We start from the raw sequence: 19,128 nt of genomic DNA on the forward strand, positions 1-19,128 counted from the left end.
TGCGGCCCGGATGCGGGCCGCATGGCTGGCGTTCAGGGCGTAACGTGGAAAAAATCGACGTCGGCGCGGCCCTGACCGTGCTGTTCCGGTAACGACAGCGCATACAGCCCGATTTTGGCGCCCACCCATTTCCCCGGCCCGGCGGCGAAAGGCTCCCCGACCGGGGTAAAACCGCCGTCAGGCGTGCGCCACGCGAACTGGCAGCGTGCGTTCGGCAGCACCGTCACCCGCAGTTCAAGCGTGTGCGCTTCCTCAAAAGGCAATGTCGCTCCGGCGTACTGGCGCAGTTCCTGCGCGTCGGTCATCCAGCCATAGCCGTTTGTCAGCGCTACGCCGTCCGCCGTTTTTTCCAGCCCCAGAAAAGCGAAGCGCTCGCCGTAGACGATCAACCCACAGCGATCGCCCACGTTTTTCAGCGTTGCCCGTAGCCGGGTGGTGACCGTAAAGGTCTCCGCCGGAAATTTCTGCATCAGCAGGTTAGGAACGTCATACCAGGACGGCACGCCATGACGCTGTGGCATCGGCTGGCACAACAGCCGTAATCCAGGTCGGCGCAGTTCGTACCAGCCTGCATCGGGGTTGGCCTGCCATTGCCACTGCAAACCGAGCCGGTCGGCCGTGAAATCGTCAGACGTCGCCGGCTGGGCGCGGATGTTGCTTGCTCTGACGGCGGGCATAGCTGCTTCCGCCACCGGCTCGCCCGGGCCGCCGTCGCCCGATGGCGCGCCGATCAGCGGCCAGTCATCCTGCCATTGCATCGGTTGCAGGTGCACCACACGGCCGTAAGCGTGGCGATCCTGAAAATGCACGAACCAGCTCTCGCCGTTTTCCAACTCGACCCAGCCGCCCTGATGAGGGCCGTTAACGGCGGAAGACCCCTGATGCAGCGCCACGCGCGCCTGCCACGGCCCCTGTAGCGATGCGGCGCGCAGCACCGTCTGCCAGCCGGTGGGCACGCCGCCGGCCGGGGCAAAAATGTAGTACCAGCCGTTGCGCTTGTAGAGTTTCGGGCCTTCCAGCGTTGGCTGACTGGCGGTGCCGTCGACGATAATCCGGCTTTCATCCAGCAGTTGACGGCCGTCGCTGCTCATCCGGCACAGTTGAAGCTGGTGCTTGCGCCCGCTGCGGCTGAAGGCAAAGGCGTGAACCAGCCAGGCGCTGCCGTCGTCGTCCCAGAATGGACAGGGATCGATCCAGCCTTTGGCTGCCTTCACGCAATGCGGCGCGCTCCAGTCGCCGCGTGGATCGTCGGTCTGACACATGAAGATCCCTTCGTCCGGCGTGCTGAAAAACACCCAGAATTTCCCGGCATGGTAACGGATGCTGGGCGCCCAGACGCCTTTTCCCGGTTGAAACCGCTCGTAGCCCGGCAGGTCGAAACGCGCAAACACGTGGTTGATCAGCGTCCAGTTCACCAGATCCCGCGAATGCAGGATCGGCAGCGCCGGCATGTGGTTAAAACTGGACGACACCAGATAAACGTCGTCGCCCACCCGCACGATATCGGGGTCGGAATAGTCGGCGAACAGAATGGGGTTACGGTAGCGGCCGTCGCCCCGATCCGGGTTCCAGGGGGATGTCATCGGTGAAGGTTCCACGTTGTTCTTCTCCTTAACGGTCAGGCCACGCCGCGCGGGGTCAGGTGCGGATTGACGCCGTCGTCCTGCTCTGGCGCCGGCTGCGGCGCGGCATGACGGCGTGCGAGGTCGGTCTGGATCTGTTCCATAGTCTTGTCATCCAGTTTATAGAAACGCGTTAGCCAGTACAGAATCAGGTAGGACAGCGACGGGCCGATACTCAGCAGGCCAATGATGCCGGTGGTGGCAAGCGACGTCTGGGTGGGCGAGCCCGCCACATAGCCGAACCAGCCCAAGGCGAACCCGACCAGCGCCCCGGCGACCGCCATTCCCAGCTTGAGAGCGAACAGATTGCCGGAGAAAGACAGGCCGGTGATGCGGCGGCCGGTTTTCCATTCGCCGTAGTCGGCGGCGTTCGCCATCATGTTCCATTTAAACGGTTGATACATCTGGTGGAAGAAGCCGACCAGGAAATACAGCGGAAACACCACGGCAAGCCAGGTGGGCGGCACAAAAAACAGCACCACACCGGTAGCGACCAGCAGTAGGTTGATGTTTTTGAACAGGCTGAGGCTGCGGTAGCGTTTGGCGAAATAACCGGCCAGCATGGCGCCGATAATGGTGCCGACCACGCTGGTGGTGATAAACGCGCTTTTCATCGCGGTGCCGACGGCACCAGTATGTGCCGGGTCAACCATCAGGTAGGTGGCGTAGTACAGCGTGGCGGCGCCGCGCATCACGCCGGCCATACTGGAGAAAAAGGTAATGACGGCGACGATGCGCCACTGATCGTTGCTCAGCAGATTTTTCACATCGTCCCAGACGTTCTGCCCTTGATCCACCTGTGGATTGATTCGCTCCTGCGTAGTGAAAAAGCAGAAAATCAGCATGATGACGGCCAATACGCCCATCACCGCCATGGTGCCCTGATAGCCGAGCTGCTTATCGCCGCGGCCGATCCAGTCCACCAGCCACAGGGTTCCCACCGACACCAGCAGCCCGGCGGCGGAAGAGATGGTGAAGCGGTAAGACTGGGCGGAAAGCCGGTCTTTTTCGTCGGTGGTGATGACCCCGCCCAGCGAACAGTAGGGAATGTTGATAAAGGTGTAGAACATCATCAACAGGGTGTAGGTGATGTAGGCGTAAACCAGTTTCCCGGTGCCGGCCAGGTCCGGCGTGGTGTAGGTCAGTACAGCAATGACGGCGTACGGGACCGCGAACCAGATCAACCAGGGGCGAAAATGTCCCCAGCGGGTGCGGGTTCGGTCAGCCAGCAGGCCGATCATTGGGTCGATGACGGCGTCCAGTACGCGGGTTACCAGAAACATCACGCCCACCGCCGCCGCGGAAATGCCGTAAATATCGGTATAAAAATAGGTCAGGAACATGGTTACAGAGGAATAGACGATGCCGCAGGCCGCGTCTCCCATGCCGAAACCGATTTTTTCCGCCGTGCTTAACTTGTTATTGTTAGTCATTGGAAACTCCGATGATGGATAAAAGCAGCGTTTGCTTTGTTCCCGCGTATTGTTGTGGTTAGTTGAACGGGTGACTATTGCGGAATTTCTTATGCCGATTATGTTTACTGGTATCTGTTATACCGCTCACGAATTTGTGGAAGAAGAGCAGACGGAGGAAGTCAGAGATAGGTTTTTTTGCTTTTAAATACAGTCCATTAACCTGTCGGTCAGGTGGTGGGGTGGTATAACAATGTTGTCGCTTTTGGCTGGTCCGGTGACCGCTGGCAGCCTGCGAGCCGCCGGGAACGGTTATGCCGGTCAGGCGAGTCCGGCAACGATCCGGTTAGCGGATTATGATGGCGTTTGCGGCGACGAAGCGGTGCCGCGAGGGAAACAGGAAACCGGCCTGACCGCCATTATTCCGGCGTCAGCCATTCGTCGGCTTCGTTAAACATCTCTTCGATAATCCGGTTAATGGTGGATTTATCCTGTTTGCTGGCGTTGGAATTGATGGCGTTGGCTTGCATCGGTTTTATCTTGATTTCCGCGTCCGGAAATACCCGATGAATGCGTTTGGCGAGTTCGTTTTTAATCTGCTCCGCCGCGTTGGGTAACCCGCTCACGTTTCTTTTATCGTAAACCAACTCTACGTACATTAGCTGCATCTCCATGAAAAATACTGGCTAAATATACAGCTTTTGTTCGCGGGTCTGCAATGAGTTTTTTAGACGCAGGAAGTGTGGCCGGTTTCGGCGAGCCGTGGTATGAAACGATCTTCAGCCATCAGAGAGGAGTGACGTATGACTACATTACGCGTGGCGCGGCCGGTAACGGACCTACAGCGTAGCGAGCGGATGTACTGTGACGGGCTGGGGTTGCAGAAATTAGGCTCCTTTGCGCAACACGACGGCTTCAGTGGTGTTATGCTGGGTCGGCGGGGGCTGGCCTGGCACCTTGAGTTTACCGTTTGTCATACTCATCCGGTCATGCCAGCGCCGACGGAAGACGATTTACTGGTGCTGTACGTTTCCGACCATGAGGGGTGGCAGACGTCCTGCGATCGCATGGTGCAGGCCGGGTTCAGCGTGGTGGCGTCATTTAATCCTTATTGGGAGCGGCAGGGCAAAACTTTCCGTGATCCCGACGGTTATCGGGTGGTGTTGCAGCAAGGGCGCTGGCCGAATGCCGACTTATAACGAAGAGAATAACCATGTATATCATCAATCTGACATACAACGCGCCGCTGGATGAAGTGGAAAACTTGCTGGAACGACATGTGACCTGGCTGAAACGGGGATATGAACAAGGCGTGTTTGTGGCGTCCGGGCGTAAAAATCCGCGTACCGGGGGGGTGATTCTGGCCAAGAGCGTCGAACGGGAAGCGCTGGAGGATTTTCTAAAGCAGGATCCGTTTCAGGCGGTGGCCAACTACGAGGTGATCGATTTCCAACCGTCCATGACCGTTGATACCTTCGCGGCCCTCAGCCGCATCTGAGTAACACGCTCCGGTATGCGCCGCGCGCGCACCGGAGCGCATCCATCACTCGCGCACCGAGCTTTGCAGATTGCTGTCCTGCGCGTGGCGCTCCAGCGCCAGTTCAATCAACTGGGTGATCAGGTCGGTGTAGTTGAGGCCGCTGGCTTCCCACAGTTTCGGATACATGCTGATGTTGGTGAAACCGGGCAGGGTGTTGACCTCGTTGACGATGACCTGCTGGTCCGGCGTCAGGAACACGTCTACCCGCGCCATGCCCTGACAGTCCAGGGTCTGGAAAGCCCGCAGGGCGATATCGCGGATATGCTGGTGCACCTCGTCGTCCATCGCCGCCGGAATCGCTACCGCCGCGCCGTCTTCGTTGATGTATTTGGTGTCGTAGGAGTAGAACTCGTCGTGCAGCACGATTTCGCCGCAGAGGCTGGCTTTCGGGTAGTCATTACCCAGCACCGCGCATTCGATTTCACGGCCGACAATCGCCGACTCCACCAGCACTTTATGGTCGTAACGAAACGCCAGATCCACCGCCCGCTCGAATTCCGCCTGATTGCGCACCTTGCTCACGCCGACGGACGAACCCTGATTAGCCGGTTTGACGAACAGCGGCAGCCCCAGTTGTGCGGTAACGTCGTCATAAGGATGGCGCGCGCGGTTGGCGCGGGTCAGGGTGACGAACGGCGCCACCTGCAGGCCGGCGTCGCGCAGCAACCGTTTGGTGACGTCTTTGTCCATGCTGACGGCGGACCCCAGCACGCTGCTGCCGACAAACGGAATGTTCGCCATGCGCAGCAGCCCTTGCAGCGAACCGTCTTCGCCCAGCGTGCCGTGAACGATCGGGAAAATGACGTCAATCTGCGACAGCGCGCTGGCGCTGGCGGTGTCGATCAACTGATGGTGGGTTTGGCCCGGGATCAGCGCCACGTTCTGACTGGTGCGGTTCAGGGCGATCAGCGCCGGGTTATCGGCGTTGAGCAGATAGTTGGAGGCGTCGTTGACGTGCCATTCCCCTTGCTTGTCGATGCCCAGCAACACCACATCGAACCGCGTTTTATCAATGGCGTCTACAATGTTTTTTGCGGACTGCAGTGACACTTCGTGCTCAGAGGATTTACCACCAAAAACCACGCCAACCCGAATTTTACTCATATCACTCTTTCCATTATGGATCGTTGTACTGTCTACCGCCTGATCAGACGCTATACCCAAAATAATTCGAGTTTCAGGACAACACGTTCACGTGTTGAACAACGCAATGCGTTGGCCCTTTAGGGCAAGGCTCATAAGAGCCTTGTAACGCGGCAACCGAGTGAATCCCCAGGAGCTTACATAAGTAAGTGACTGGGGTGAACGAGGGCAGCCAACACACCTGTAACTTGAAGTATGACGGGTATATTTGATCTGTGGTTGCAAGAGTATCATTTCATGCCGCAACGCGGGACTTTTTTCCGGCCGGCGGCGGCGCCTTTCCGGTTCTGGCGCAGAAATTGCTCATCCGGAAGACATGCGCAACAGGAGAAGGGTATGCGTACCGGTTCAACGTCGCTTGCAGTCAGGCCGCTGCAGCCCTGGTTTGTGATCAATGCGGCTGAAGATTACCTGAAAAAGGCGCTTATCGACTCGCCGATTGCGCATTTTTACTGTTTTTCCGTGGCCAGAGAACAGCCGGTGACGCTGGCGGTGCCGGACGGCAGCGTGGATATTCTGTTCAATATCAATCGCGACGCGCCGTTCGGGCGGGTGTGCGGCAGCACCGAGGCGGCGCAGGCGACCCGGCTCAGCCCGGGAGAACGTTATTTCGGCGTACGCTTTATGCCGGGTGTGATGCCGGCGTTTCTGGATCTGTCCGCCGGCGAACTGGCCGGGCAGGAGGTCGCGTTTCAGGACGCGGCGCCGGGCGCCGGGCGGCTGGTGGAGCGGCTGGCCGACAGCCGGGATTTCGGCGAGCAGGTATCGTTGTTTCTGGCCTATTTTTCCCGCCAGATGGGTAGGGTTTCCCCGCCGTTGCTGTTGCAGATGATCGATCTGATCATGGCGCATGACGGCGTGATCCGGGTTGAACAGCTGGAGCGGAAAACCCTCTATTCCGCCCGTTATATTCACCGGCTGTTTCACGACCACTGCGGCATGTCCACCAAGGCGTTTTGCCGCACCATTCGCTTTCAGCGCGCGCTGTCGCTGCTCAATCAGGGCGAGGCGCAGAACATGGCGATGCTGGCCCAGCGGCTCGGCTATGCCGATCAGTCGCATTTCCTGCGTGAGTTTAAAGACTTCGCTTCCTGCTCGCCGAAAGCCTATCTGGCGGGGATTCAGGCCATTCGTTATCAGCACCGTATCCGGCAGTGTTGACGCCTTGGCGCGGGTGCCTTTTTTTAGTGCGAAAATGCACCAAAACAACGCCGGTTTTGCACCGTGGCCTGTGCCGATTTATTCTATTTTCCCACCCCGCTATCCCGCTATAAACAGCTCACAGAACGTTTTTCTTTCTTCATCAATCAGAGTTGAGCGAGGGTGTTATGGCGGATGCAAAACAGGTTGTGCCGGGGTTCTATACCATTGACGAAGCGATCGCGCTGGATGGCAAAACAACGCGGGAACTGCAACTGACCCACCTGAACCGCATGCGGTCGCTGGATGGGCATGCCAAGTATTTCGTACGGGCGGAAGGCAGCACCTTTATCGACGACAACGGCGACAAGCACCTGGATATGATCGGTGCGGTTGGGGTGGTGACGGTCGGCAACAACAACGAGTTCGTCTGGTCCTGCCTGCAGAAGTGTTTCGACAACCGCCTGTTCATGATGGGCGCCATCTCCTACCACAGCGTCACGGCGGCGCTGGCGCACAACATGGCGCTGCTCTCGCCGCAGGGCAAACTCACCAAGATGGGCACCGCCACCGGCGGCGCCGAAGCCATCGAAGGCATGATCAAACTGGTGAAGCTCGGCACCCGCCACAAGCCGGAGAAAACCCACCTGCTGGCGACGCTGGGCGCGTTTCACGGCAAGACCTCCGGCGCGGTGTCGCTGGGCGGCAAGGATAAATGGCGCTTCGGCCAGCAGCCGACGCTCGGCAACATCGACCATGTGGCCTACGGCTCGGTCGACGAGCTGGCGGCGGCGCTCTCCACCGGTAAGTACAAGGCGTTCGTGGTCGAGCCGATTCAGGGCGAAGGCGGCATTCTGGTGCCGCCGGCGGGGTATCTGAAGGCCGCGCGCGAGCTGTGCGACCGTTACGACACGCTGCTGGTGCTGGATGAAATCCAGTGCGGCGCGGCGCGTACCGGCACGTTCTGGTGTTGCGAACACGAAGACGTGGTGCCGGACTGCATCGTGTTCGCCAAAGGATTGTCAGGCGGGCTGGTGCCGTTCGGCGGTTACCTGTGTACCGAAGCGCTGTACGAAGCGGCCTACGGCACCATCGAAACCTGTTATCACCACACCGCCACCTATCAGGAAAATACCCTCAGCGCGGCGGCGGCGCTGGGCGCGTTGCAGTTCATCGTTGAAAACGATCTGTGCGGCATGGCGACGCGTAAAGGCGAGCGCATGATGCAGCGGCTGCGCGAGGTGCAGGGGCGCTACCCCGGCGTGATCCGCGAGGTGCGCGGCAAAGGGCTGATGATCGGCATGGAGTTTTGCCCGATGCCGGAAGCGCTGCGCGCGTCGCTCGGCGACTACTACTCCGCGCCCATTGCCGGCCTGATGGTGGAGAAATGGCGCATTCAGGTGAATTTCACCATCAATAATCTGGCGGTGTTCCGCTTCCTGCCGCCGCTGACCATCACCGACGAGGAGCTGGATTACGCGCTGGATGCGTTCGAAGCCTCGGTAACGCAGGTGGTCGAGCAGGTGAAGGCCGCCGCCCTGTCGGCGACGCCGGCATGAGAGGTGACGCTATGAAATTCTCTTATCTGCAACCGGTCAATCTGTGCTTTGGGCGCGGCGAGTCGCAGCGGGTCGGGCAGGTGGTGGCGCAACTGGGCCGCAAGGTGCTGTTGGTGACCGGCACCGCCAGTTGCCGCAAAACCGGCCTGCTGGACCGGGTGACCGACGCGCTGGCGGCCAGCGGCGTGACCTGTTTTCTGTTTGAACGCATCGAGTCCAACCCGCTCAGCACCACGGTGGATGACGGCGCGCGGCTGGCGCGTATGCACCAGTGCGACGTGGTGCTGGGGGTCGGCGGCGGCAGCGTGATGGATGCCGCCAAAGCCATCGCCTTCATGGCGAAGCATACCGGTTCGGTGGTCGAGTATTTATCCGTTCCCGCCCCGGCGGGCGAGGCGCTGCCGCTGGTGCTGATGACCACCACGGCGGGCACCGGCAGCGAAGGCAACTGCGTGGCGGTAGTCACCAACCCGGCCACCCACGACAAACTGGTGTTCGTCAGCCCGGCGCTGTTCGCCCACACCGCCATCATCGACCCGACGCTGATGGTGACCCAGACCCCGGCGATGGTGGCGTCGACCGGCTTTGACGCCATGAGCCACAACATCGAAGCGCTGGTCGGGCGCTATGTTCAGCCGATGACCGCGATCATGAGCCGGGAAGCCATCGGCCTGCTGGCGCGCTATCTGCCGCGCGTCTGGCGCGACGCCGGCGATCTGGACGCCTGGGATCAGGTGTGCTGGGCCAATACCCTCGGCGGCATGGCGATTGGCCTGTCGGCCTGCGGCTTGCCGCACGCGATGGAACACCCGCTGAGCGGGTTGTACAACATCACCCACGGTCAGGGACTGGCGGCGCTTTATCCGGCGCTGATGGCGTTCTCCTGGCGCGACAACGTGGCCGGGTTTGCCGCGGTGGCGCGGGCGATGAGCGACGATGTCGCGACGCTGAGCGAAGAAGAGCAGGCCCAGCGCAGCATCGTGCTGATCCGGCAGTTGCTGGGGACGCTGGCGCTGAACTTCACGCTGCGGGATTTAGGCGTTGATGAGAAAGACATTCCGTGGATGGCGGACAACTGCGTGCAGACGATGGGCTTTAGCCTGCAGCAGAACCCGCGCATCGCCACGCGGGATGAGGTGGAGGCCCTGTACCGGGCCTGCCTGTAACACAACCATGTAGTCACAACCATGTAGATACAATCATGTAGATACAACCACACGGACGCACCGCCGCCGGCGCGGCGGCGACGTCCTTCAGCTTATCAACCCGCTGCGAGATCGCGAGGGCCGAAATGAAAGAGAATCAACTGAAAAAGAACAGCCTGGGGCTGTGGTCTTTGGTGTTTTTCGTGGTCGCGGCCGCTTCGCCGTTGACCGGGGTGATCGGTGGGCTGCCGGTGGCGATGTCGGCGGGCAACGGCGCGGGCATTCCCGCCATGTATGTGCTGGCCGGGGCGATTTTGCTGGTGTTCTCCTTTGGCTATATCGCCATGAGCCGTTACGTGACCAACGCGGGCGCATTTTACAGTTACATCGCGCTGGGGCTGGGGCGGCGCACCGGCGTGAGCGCGCTGACGGTAGCGTTGCTGGCCTATTTCGCCATCCAGATCGCGGTGGTGGCGCTGTTCGGTTTCTTCAGCCAGATGTATGTGCAGGATCATCTCGGCGTCAATTTTCCCTGGTGGGCGTATAGCGGCGCGATGTTATTGGTGATCTGCTATCTGGGGATCGAAAGCGTGGAGATCGGCGGCAAGGTGCTGGGCATTCTGATGCTGCTGGAAGTGGGCATCGTGCTGCTGACCGACGTCGTGATCCTGTGGTCGCACGGGCCGCAACCGCTGACGTTCGCCTCCTTTACGCCGTCGGTGATCCAGCAGGGCAATCTGGGGATCGCGCTGGTGTTCACCATCGCCGCCTTTATCGGTTTCGAATCGACCGCCATTTACGGCGAAGAGTGCCGGGAGCCGACCAAAACCATTCCCCGCGCCACTCTAATGGCGGTGACACTAATCACGTTGTTCTTCGCGCTGACCAGCTGGACGATGGTGCAGGCGTATGGGCTGGATCAGGTGCGCGAGCAGGCGCTCAACAATCCGGGGCGGTTCGTGTTCGACGTCGCCAGCCGCTTGCTGGGGCCCTGGTCGGAACAGGTGATGTCGCTGTTGCTGATCACCAGCCTGTTCGCCGCCGCGCAGGCGTTCCACAACAACATTTCCCGTTATCTGTTCAGCATCAGCCGCGACGGCGTCCTGTGGTCGAAGATGGCGCGGGTGCGCGGCGACAAAGGCACGCCCTATGTCGCCAGTCTGGTGCAGACACTGATGATGCTGACGCTGCTGTTGGTGCTGGCGGCGGGCGGCGCGGACCCGATGATGCATATCTTCGCCTGGGGATCGGCGGTGGCGACGATGGCGATCCTGCTGTTGCAGGGCGGGGTATCGGTGGCGGTGGTGATGTTCTTTCGTCGCGCGCCCCATTATCCGGCGTCCGTCTGGAGTCGCCTGTGGGCGCCGCTGTGCTCGGCAGTCTTGATGGGCGTGGCGTTGCTGATGGTGAGCGACAACATGGACGTGTTGAGCGGGTCTTCGTCACAACTGGTGTTCTTCATCCCGTGGGCGGTGGTGGGGATCGCGCTGGCGGGGTATCTGTTCGCCTGCTGGCCCCGACAGGCGGGGCGCGCCTTCACGCTGGAGAACATGGATTCGCAAGGATAACGGAACATGCCGGGGCCGAATCCCCCGGCATGAGCTGTTTTTTCAATCCAGCAGCGGACGAGGCTGCCTGTCCAGCCGGCCGCTCAGGGTGATCAGCAGCAGCGCCGCCGCGACAATCACCGCGCCAATCCACGGGGTTTGCGCCAGTCCGCCACGGGCGACCGTCTGCCCGCCAATCACCGACCCCAGCGCGATGCCGACGTTAAACGCCGCAATGTTTAAACCGGAGGCGACGTCCACGGCGTGGGGCGCATACTGTTCGGCCTTCTGCACTACATAGACCTGCAGGCCCGGTACGTTGCCGAATGCGAACACCCCCATCGCCAATACCGTCGCCAGCGCCGCGTATTGAATAGATGCCGTGAACTGGAACACCAGCAGCAACAGCGCCAGCGCGGCGAAGATAAATGTCAGCGCCGGCACCGCGCCGTGGCGATCCGCCAGTTTGCCGCCCCAGAGATTGCCAATCGCCACCGACACGCCGTAACCCAGCAAAATCCAGCTTACGGCGGCCGGGCTAAACCCTGCCAGATCCTGCATCATCGGCGCCAGAAAGGTGAAGGCGGTGAACACGCCGCCGTAACCCAGCGCGGTAATCGCGTAGATCATCAGCAGCCTGGGGTGAGTCAGCACCTGCAACTGTGCTTTCAGGCTGGCGATGGCCCTACCGGGGATGGTGTTCGGCACCAGCATCAGGCTGCTTAACAGTGAAATCACTCCCAGCGCCGAGACGGCCAGAAAGGTTTCGCGCCAGCCGGCGTGCTGGCCGATGAAGGTACCCAGCGGTACGCCGGTCACCAGCGCCACGGTCAGTCCGCCGAACATGATGGCGATCGCCGAGGCGGCTTTTTCTTTCGGCACCAGACTGGTGGCGATGGTGGAGCCAATCGAGAAAAACACGCCGTGCGCCAGCCCGGTCAACAGCCGCGCCGCCACCAGCGTGGCGTAGTTGGGGGCCAGCCAGGCCAACAGGTTGCCGGCGGTGAATAGCGCCATCAGCCCGACCAGCAGCGGTTTGCGCGGTAGCTCGCCGGTAAGTGCGGTCAGCACCGGCGCGCCCACGGCGACGCCCAGCGCGTAAATGGAAACCAGCAGCCCTGCCGAGGGCAGCGAGATCGCCAGTTGGTCGGCGATGGTCGGCACCAGGCCGACAATCACAAATTCGGTGGTGCCAATTGCAAAGGCACTGATGGTCAGAGCCAGTAACGCCAGCGGCATAATTATCTCCATAGAACGGGTTTGAATAATGGCGTTCAGTATGGAGAACTGCTTAAATAACAAAAATAGCTAAAATCTCAATGGAATTTTGCTGGAGAAGCAAAAATGAAGGCGACCTCGGAAGAGCTGGCGATTTTTGTCTCGGTGGTGGAAAGCGGCAGCTTCAGCCGGGCGGCGGAACAGCTCGGGCTGGCGAACTCGGCGGTGAGCCGGGCGGTGAAGAAACTCGAAATGAAACTGGGGGTCAGCCTGCTGAACCGCACCACGCGGCAACTGAGCCTGACGGAAGAGGGCGAGCGCTATTTTCGCCGGGTACAGCAGATATTGCAGGAGATGGCGGCGGCGGAAACCGAACTGATGGAAACCCGGCGCACGCCGCGCGGTCTGCTGCGCATCGATGCCGCCACGCCGGTGGTGCTGCATCTGCTGATGCCGCTGGTCAAACCGTTTCGCGATCGCTACCCGGAGGTGACGCTGTCGCTGGTGTCGTCGGAGACGTTCATCAACCTGATTGAGCGTAAAGTCGATGTGGCGATCCGCGCCGGAACGCTGACCGACTCCAGCCTGCGCGCCCGCCCGTTGTTTACCAGCTATCGCAAGATCGTCGCTTCGCCGGACTATGTGGCGAAACACGGCGCGCCGCAGCATGTGGATGCGCTGGCGCAGCATCTCTGCCTGGGGTTTACCGAGCCGGTATCGCTCAACACCTGGCCAGTGGCGCGCGCGGACGGTCAACTGTATGAGATTGAGGTGGGGTTATCGTCCAACAGCGGCGAAACCCTCAAACAACTGAGCCTGACGGGCAACGGCATCGCCTGCCTGTCGGATTACATGATTGACGGGGAAATCGCCCGCGGCGAGCTGGTGGAACTGCTTGCCGATCAGCGCCTGCCGGTGGCGATGCCGTTCAGCGCGGTCTATTACAGCGACCGCGCCGTCAGCACCCGCATCCGGGCGTTTATCGATTTTCTGAGCGAGCAGGTGACGCGGTGAAAAAGCAAAAACTGTCCGGCGTGCGGTAAGGCGGTACTGGCCTGACCGTTACTCGCCAGAACCGGATTACCGATCCCACTCCGGCGCCAGCCCGTCCGGGCTAACCAAGCGGCCATTGCGTTCCAGCGCGGCGATGGCCGCCATGTCGTCGGCATCCAGCGTCAGCGTCGGCGCCAGCAGGTTGCTTTGCAGGTTCTCGCGTTTTGTCGACGACGGGATCACGGCGTAACCCAGCGCCAGCGCCCAGGCCAGAACCACCTGCGCGGGTGTGGCCTGATGCTTCGCGGCGATCGCGCCGATCACCGCATCCTTCAGCGCATTGCCGTAGGCCAGCGTCATGTAAGAGGTGATGTGGATGCCGTGCGCCTTCGCCCAGTCCGCCACGCGGCGGTTTTGCAGGTACGGCGACAGCTCTATCTGGTTGGTGGCGATTTGCCCGGCGCCGACGGCGTCAATCGCCTGCTGCATCAGCGCGATGGTGAAGTTGGACACGCCGATTTCGCGCGTCAGCCCCTGTTGTTTCGCCTCCATCAGCGCCTGCATGGATTCCGCCACGCTGACGGCGTTGCCGGGCGATGGCCAGTGGATCAACGTCAGATCCACATAATCGGTGCGCAGCTTGTGCAGGCTCTGTTTCAGGCTGGGAATCAGTTTTTCCCGGCTCAGGTTTTCGGTCCAGATCTTGGTGGTGAGATATAACTCGCCGCGCGGCACGCCGCTTTCCGCCACCGCCTGACCCACCGCCGCTTCGTTGTCATAAATCTGCGCGGTATCGATAGCGCGATAGCCCAGCGCCAGCGCATCGTTGACCGATGCGATCACCACCTCGTCTTTAAGGCGGAACGTACCTAACCCGAATGCAGGAACTGCCATGATTGACCTCGTTTGTCACAGGAATAAGGCGGAGAATTATCACGAAGCGCGACTCTGTGAAAAAGGTGAACAAACGCAGAGGTTTTTTGCTGCTGCGGCAATAATACGACGAAATGCCGGTGGTACAGAGACAGGAAAGTAGCGGCGGAAAAGCCGCGACGGAAAAAAGCCCCGGCACAACACCGGGGCTTCCTGAATCGATACTGACGTAAATCGATAATGGATACAGCCGTCAGGCGCTTTTCTGGCCTTCTTCGCGCTGGCGCAGGCTGTTGCCCTGACGATAGGCCAGCGACACCATCAGCGACTGCACCAGACACAGCGTGGCAGACTGGGAGCGGAACGCGTCCACCTGCGCTTCTTTCACCACAAAGCACACATCGCTGAGCGTCGCCAGCGGGCTTAACTGACTGTCGGTGATCACTACCTGGCGCGCGCCCGCGCTGGCGGCCATTTCGCTCACCATCACCGTTTCCTGCGCGTACGGCGAGAAGCTGATCGACACCACGATGTCTTTGTCGTTCAGGCGGCACAGCTGCTCGCGGAACATGCCGCCGAGTCCGTTGACCAGCACCGGCCGGCTTTCCAGATGACTCAGCGCGTAAGACAGGTAGGTGGCGACGCTGAACGAGCGCCGCAGCCCGACGATGTAGATCGTGTCGGCCTGCGCCAACAGGTCGACCGCTTTTTCCAGATCTTCCGGCTGGGTGCGCGCCGCCAGTTGCTGCATCGCCTGCGCGTTGGAACGGGCGAATTCGAGCAGGATGTCCTGCGGACGTTCCGGCACGGTGTCTTCCATCTCCCGAAACAGCCGCGCCCGATCGGTGTAGCTGGCGGTTTCCTCCACCAGATTCATGCGGAACAGCTGTTTCATTTCATTGAAACCGCTGAAATCGAAGGCGTTGGCGAAGCGGATAAGCGTGGAGGGCGGTACGTCCGCCTGCTCGGCGATCACCGCCACGGTGTCGAACGCCACGCTGTTGGTGTTGTCCAGCACGTAGCGCGCCACCTGCTGCAAGCGCTTGCTCAGGGAGTCGTACCGCGCGCGGATCTGCTCCTGTAATTCTCTCAGGCTGGTCGCCATAGCCATAGTGTTGTTCTCCGTCATCCCGGCGGGATGCTGTTGATCCGATTCTAGTGAGTTGAACCGGCATTTCAAACCGATTTGTCATTTTTTCGGTGAAAAATAGAATGAATAATTCAGTTTTTCTGTGCGTTACCGGCTGATTAAACCGCGAGAAAAGCCGGTTAAACACTGGTTGCCTGCCGTTTGCCGGAAAATCTATCCTGGATCACAATAATCAATATTTGTTTTATTTCTTATTAAAATGGAATTTTTATTTCATATACAGTAAGGCGATATCAGCCATCTGTCACCCTAAACCCCAGCAGAGGTGTAACCATGGAAACCGTATCCAATTTCATTCACGGTGAAATCGCGCCCAGCCACAGCGCGCGCGTCGCGCCGGTGTTCAACCCGGCCACCGGCGAACAGATTCGTCAGGTGGCGCTGAGCAGCGCCGATGAGGTGAAACAGGCCATCGGCGCGGCGGCGGCGGCGTTTCCCGACTGGGCGAAACACTCGCCGCTGCGTCGCGCCCGCATCCTGTTCCGTTTCAAGGCCCTGCTGGAAGAGAACCTGAGCACGCTGGCGCGGCAGATTTCCGAAGAGCACGGCAAAGTTTATTCCGATGCGGTGGGCGAACTGACCCGCGGGCTGGAAGTGGTGGAGTTCGCCTGCGGCATTCCCCATCTGCAAAAAGGCGAGCACTCCGCCAACGTCGGCACCGGCGTGGACAGCCACTCGCTGATGCAGCCGTTGGGGGTGTGCGTGGGGATCACGCCGTTCAATTTCCCGGCGATGGTGCCGATGTGGATGTTCCCGATAGCGCTGGCGACCGGCAACACCTTCGTGCTCAAGCCGTCGGAAAAGGACCCGTCGCTGTCGCTGCTGCTGGCGAAGCTGCTGAAAGAGGCCGGCCTGCCGGACGGCGTGTTCAACGTGGTGCAGGGTGATAAAGAAGCGGTGGACGTGCTGCTGACCGACCCGCGCGTACAGGCGGTGAGCTTTGTCGGCTCCACCCCGGTGGCGGAGTACATCTATCGCACCGCGTCGGCGCATGGCAAGCGCTGTCAGGCGCTGGGCGGCGCCAAGAACCACTGCATCCTGATGCCGGACGCCGACATGGACATGGCCGCCAGCGCCATCCTCGGCGCGGCGTTCGGCGCGGCGGGCGAGCGCTGCATGGCGCTGTCGGTGGTGGTAGCGGTGGGGGATGACACCGCCGAGGCGCTGTGCCGCAAGCTAGAGCAGCAGGTCGCCGCCATGCGTGTCGGCCCCGGCCTGGTCGACGGCAAAGAAAACGACATGGGGCCGGTGATTTCGGGCGCGCACCGCGACAAGATTACCGGCTATATTCAAAGCGGTATCGATCAAGGCGCCACATTGCGGGTCGACGGCCGCGGACTTCGCGTGCCGGGGCATGAGCAGGGCTATTTCGTCGGCCCGACGTTGTTTGACAACGTCACGCCGCAGATGCAGATCTATCGGGAGGAAATTTTCGGCCCGGTGCTGTCGGTGGTGCGCGTACCGGATTACCAGACCGCGCTGACCCTGATCAATCAGCACGAATACGGCAACGGCACGGCGATATTCACCCGCGACGGTGAAACCGCCCGCCAGTTCAGCGAAGAGGTGCAGGCGGGTATGGTGGGAATCAACGTGCCGATCCCGGTGCCGATGGCGTTCCACAGCTTCGGCGGCTGGAAGCGCTCCATTTTTGGCCCGCTCAACGTGCACGGCAACGACGGCGTGCGTTTCTACACCCGGATGAAAACCGTTACCAGCCGCTGGCCGGCCAGCGTGCGGCTGGAACAACACGCCAGTAGCTTTGTGATGCCAACGCTGGAGTAATTCCACCTGACTTGCGGGAGCAAACGATGGACACGTTGAAAATGACCATGGCGCAGGCGCTGGTCCGGTTTCTCAATCAGCAGTATCTCCACGTGGACGGCGAGGAAACGCCGCTGTTCGCCGGGGTGATGACCATCTTCGGGCACGGCAACGTGCTTGGCATCGGGCAGGCGCTGGAGCAGGATGCCGGGCACCTGCAGGTGCATCAGGGGTGCAACGAGCAGGGCATGGCGCACATCGCCGTTGGTTTTGCCAAACAGCATCGGCGGCGGCGCGTGTACGCGGTGACCACCTCGGTGGGGCCGGGTTCCGCCAATCTGGTGACGGCGGCGGCCACCGCCACCGCCAACCGCATTCCGCTGTTGCTGCTGCCGGGGGACCTGTTCGCCAGCCGTCAGCCCGACCCGGTGTTACAGCAAATCGAGCAGTATCATGACGCCACCATCAGCACCAACGACTGCCTGCGGCCGGTGTCGCGCTACTGGGACCGCATCAGCCGCCCGGAACAGCTGATGAGCGCGCTTGTCAACGCCATGCGGGTGCTGACCGACCCGGCGGATACCGGCACGGTGACGCTGTGCCTGCCGCAGGACGTGCAGGCGGAAGCCTGGGATTACCCGGCGGCGTTCTTCCAGCGGCGGGTGCATCATCTGGAACGCCGCCCGCCGGATAGCGCCCGGCTGGCGCAGGCGGCGGCACTGCTGGCGCGCAAGCGCCGCCCGCTGTTGATTTGCGGCGGCGGGGTGCGCTATGCCGGCGCGCACGACGCTTTCCGTCAGTTTGCCGAGCGCTTTAATCTGCCGTTTGGCGAAACCCAGGCGGGCAAGGGCGCGCTGGTGTCGGAACACCCGCTTAACGCCGGCGGCATCGGCGTCACCGGCGGTCAGGCCGCTAACCGGCTGGCGGCGCAGGCGGATCTGGTGATTGGCGTCGGCACCCGGCTGACCGATTTCACCACCGCCTCCAAGTCGCTGTTTACCCATCCGCAGGTAGAGTTTTTGCTGCTCAACGTGGCGGAGTTCGACGCGTTCAAACTGGATGCCGTCGCGCTGATCGCCGACGCCCGCGAAGGGTTGACGCAACTGACGCAGGCGCTGGACGCTCAGGGCTATCGCAGCGGCTGGGGGACGGAGGTAGCGCAGGCCCGCCTCGACTGGCAACGCGAGCGTCAGCGGCTGTTTGAGCGGCGCGACGAAGACGGGCAGGGGCTGGAAATCGCCGGACATCTGGAGGCGCAACTGGCCGAGTACCGCGAGACGCTTGGCACTCGCCTGACGCAAACCCGCGTGCTGGGGCTGTTGAACGACGCGCTGGAAGACGACGCCATCGTGGTGGGCGCGGCCGGGTCGCTGCCCGGCGACCTGCAACGGCTGTGGCAGGTGAAAACGCCGGACAGCTATCATCTGGAGTACGGTTACTCCTGCATGGGCTACGAGATCGCGGCGGCGGTGGGCGCGCGGCTGGCGGCGCCGCGACAGCCGGTGTACGCGATGGTGGGCGACGGTTCTTACCTGATGCTGCACAGCGAGCTGCAAACCGCGGTGCAGGAAGGCATCAAAATTACCGTGCTGCTGTTCGACAACGCCGGGTTCGGCTGTATCAACAACCTGCAGATGAGTCAGGGGATGGGCAGTTTCTGCACCGAGAACCGGCGGCGCGATCGGGACAGCGGCAAATTGACCGGTTCGCTGGTGACGGTGGATTTCGCCCGCAACGCCGAAAGCTACGGCTGTCGGGCATGGACGGTGCGGGACGAGGCGTCGTTATTGCAGGCGCTGCGCGAGGCGCAGGCGCACCCCGGCCCGTGCTTGCTGGATATCAAAGTGCTGCCGAAAACCATGACCCACGGCTACGACGCCTGGTGGAACACCGGCACCGCGCAGGTGGCGGACAACCCGGCGATTGAAGCCGCGGCGCGCGAGGTGCAATTGCAGCGCTCGAGAGCACGGCAGTATTAGGGCTGATGACGGATAAACCTTTCAGGCGGCATTTTTAGCGGCA

17 protein-coding genes are annotated in these 19,128 nt (G+C 61.2%); 10 read left to right on the forward strand and 7 right to left on the reverse strand.

What is annotated here, in order from left to right:
* Positions 1-32: 32 nt before the first annotated feature.
* On the reverse strand, positions 33-1,583 hold the full coding sequence (locus tag DXX3274_RS04280) for a glycoside hydrolase 43 family protein (RefSeq protein ID WP_042858757.1): 1,551 nt from the start codon (positions 1,581-1,583) through the stop codon (positions 33-35).
* A gap of 35 nt (positions 1,584-1,618) precedes the next feature.
* Positions 1,619-3,055 carry a glycoside-pentoside-hexuronide (GPH):cation symporter gene (locus DXX3274_RS04285; RefSeq protein WP_042858758.1) on the reverse strand — a complete coding sequence of 479 codons (1,437 nt, stop codon included), beginning with the start codon at positions 3,053-3,055 and terminating at the stop codon, positions 1,619-1,621.
* Positions 3,056-3,287: 232 nt separating this feature from the next.
* Here DXX3274_RS04285 and DXX3274_RS04290 point away from each other — a divergent pair, with 232 nt between their 5' ends.
* Entirely contained in the window at positions 3,288-3,488 is a 201-nt protein-coding gene (locus tag DXX3274_RS04290; RefSeq protein ID WP_042858759.1) for a hypothetical protein, read from the forward strand.
* On the opposite strand, the gene DXX3274_RS04295 is transcribed toward DXX3274_RS04290, so the two are convergent.
* The gene (locus tag DXX3274_RS04295) at positions 3,454-3,693 is read right to left on the reverse strand and encodes a DinI family protein (protein WP_013316433.1); all 240 of its coding nucleotides are present in this window, start codon (positions 3,691-3,693) and stop codon (positions 3,454-3,456) included. The two genes, DXX3274_RS04290 and DXX3274_RS04295, sit on opposite strands and share 35 nt — an antisense overlap.
* A 144-nt stretch (positions 3,694-3,837) precedes the next feature.
* On the opposite strand from DXX3274_RS04295, the gene DXX3274_RS04300 reads away from it, so the two are divergent.
* Entirely contained in the window at positions 3,838-4,233 is a 396-nt protein-coding gene (locus tag DXX3274_RS04300) for a VOC family protein (RefSeq protein WP_038662139.1), read from the forward strand.
* Positions 4,234-4,247: 14 nt separating this feature from the next.
* Positions 4,248-4,532 (forward strand): YciI family protein, encoded by a 285-nt coding sequence (locus DXX3274_RS04305; RefSeq protein WP_042858761.1) that lies wholly within the window; start codon positions 4,248-4,250, stop codon positions 4,530-4,532.
* Between the two features lie 45 nt (positions 4,533-4,577).
* On the opposite strand, the gene ddlA is transcribed toward DXX3274_RS04305, so the two are convergent.
* Positions 4,578-5,678, reverse strand: coding sequence for a D-alanine--D-alanine ligase (gene ddlA / locus DXX3274_RS04310; RefSeq protein ID WP_042858763.1), 1,101 nt, complete (start codon positions 5,676-5,678; stop codon positions 4,578-4,580).
* Between the two features lie 375 nt (positions 5,679-6,053).
* On the opposite strand from ddlA, the gene DXX3274_RS04315 reads away from it, so the two are divergent.
* The 4 genes from DXX3274_RS04315 (at position 6,054) to DXX3274_RS04330 (ending at position 11,129) form a co-directional block, all read left to right on the forward strand.
* A complete protein-coding gene (locus DXX3274_RS04315) occupies positions 6,054-6,878 on the forward strand; it encodes an AraC family transcriptional regulator (RefSeq protein WP_042858765.1) in 825 nt (274 codons plus the stop codon).
* A gap of 167 nt (positions 6,879-7,045) precedes the next feature.
* Positions 7,046-8,416 (forward strand): aspartate aminotransferase family protein, encoded by a 1,371-nt coding sequence (locus tag DXX3274_RS04320; protein WP_042858766.1) that lies wholly within the window; start codon positions 7,046-7,048, stop codon positions 8,414-8,416.
* A gap of 11 nt (positions 8,417-8,427) precedes the next feature.
* Positions 8,428-9,582 carry an iron-containing alcohol dehydrogenase gene (locus DXX3274_RS04325; protein ID WP_042858768.1) on the forward strand — a complete coding sequence of 385 codons (1,155 nt, stop codon included), beginning with the start codon at positions 8,428-8,430 and terminating at the stop codon, positions 9,580-9,582.
* 125 nt (positions 9,583-9,707) lie between these two features.
* The gene (locus DXX3274_RS04330; RefSeq protein WP_050569806.1) at positions 9,708-11,129 is read left to right on the forward strand and encodes an APC family permease; all 1,422 of its coding nucleotides are present in this window, start codon (positions 9,708-9,710) and stop codon (positions 11,127-11,129) included.
* A 42-nt stretch (positions 11,130-11,171) separates the two neighbouring features.
* On the opposite strand, the gene DXX3274_RS04335 is transcribed toward DXX3274_RS04330, so the two are convergent.
* Positions 11,172-12,347: an MFS transporter gene (locus tag DXX3274_RS04335; RefSeq protein WP_042858770.1), complete on the reverse strand. Its 1,176-nt coding sequence runs from the start codon at positions 12,345-12,347 to the stop codon at positions 11,172-11,174.
* A gap of 105 nt (positions 12,348-12,452) precedes the next feature.
* On the opposite strand from DXX3274_RS04335, the gene yafC reads away from it, so the two are divergent.
* Entirely contained in the window at positions 12,453-13,340 is an 888-nt protein-coding gene (gene yafC, locus DXX3274_RS04340; RefSeq protein ID WP_042858771.1) for a DNA-binding transcriptional regulator YafC, read from the forward strand.
* A 66-nt stretch (positions 13,341-13,406) separates the two neighbouring features.
* Here the strand turns inward: yafC and dkgB are convergent, their stop codons facing one another.
* Together dkgB and DXX3274_RS04350 are read right to left on the reverse strand one after the other, a co-directional pair.
* Complete coding sequence (dkgB, locus tag DXX3274_RS04345) at positions 13,407-14,213, reverse strand: 2,5-didehydrogluconate reductase DkgB (protein WP_042858773.1); 807 nt, start codon at positions 14,211-14,213, stop codon at positions 13,407-13,409.
* 232 nt (positions 14,214-14,445) lie between these two features.
* The gene (locus DXX3274_RS04350; protein ID WP_042858774.1) at positions 14,446-15,303 is read right to left on the reverse strand and encodes a MurR/RpiR family transcriptional regulator; all 858 of its coding nucleotides are present in this window, start codon (positions 15,301-15,303) and stop codon (positions 14,446-14,448) included.
* A gap of 312 nt (positions 15,304-15,615) precedes the next feature.
* On the opposite strand from DXX3274_RS04350, the gene DXX3274_RS04355 reads away from it, so the two are divergent.
* Together DXX3274_RS04355 and iolD are read left to right on the forward strand one after the other, a co-directional pair.
* Positions 15,616-17,127 (forward strand): CoA-acylating methylmalonate-semialdehyde dehydrogenase, encoded by a 1,512-nt coding sequence (locus DXX3274_RS04355; RefSeq protein ID WP_042858775.1) that lies wholly within the window; start codon positions 15,616-15,618, stop codon positions 17,125-17,127.
* Between the two features lie 26 nt (positions 17,128-17,153).
* Positions 17,154-19,085, forward strand: a complete 1,932-nt coding sequence (gene iolD / locus DXX3274_RS04360; RefSeq protein WP_042858777.1) for a 3D-(3,5/4)-trihydroxycyclohexane-1,2-dione acylhydrolase (decyclizing) — start codon at positions 17,154-17,156, stop codon at positions 19,083-19,085.
* The last annotated feature ends 43 nt before the right edge of the window (positions 19,086-19,128 follow it).

It is taken from the genome of Dickeya sp. NCPPB 3274 (assembly GCF_000406205.1).
Lineage (GTDB): Bacteria > Pseudomonadota > Gammaproteobacteria > Enterobacterales > Enterobacteriaceae > Dickeya > Dickeya fangzhongdai.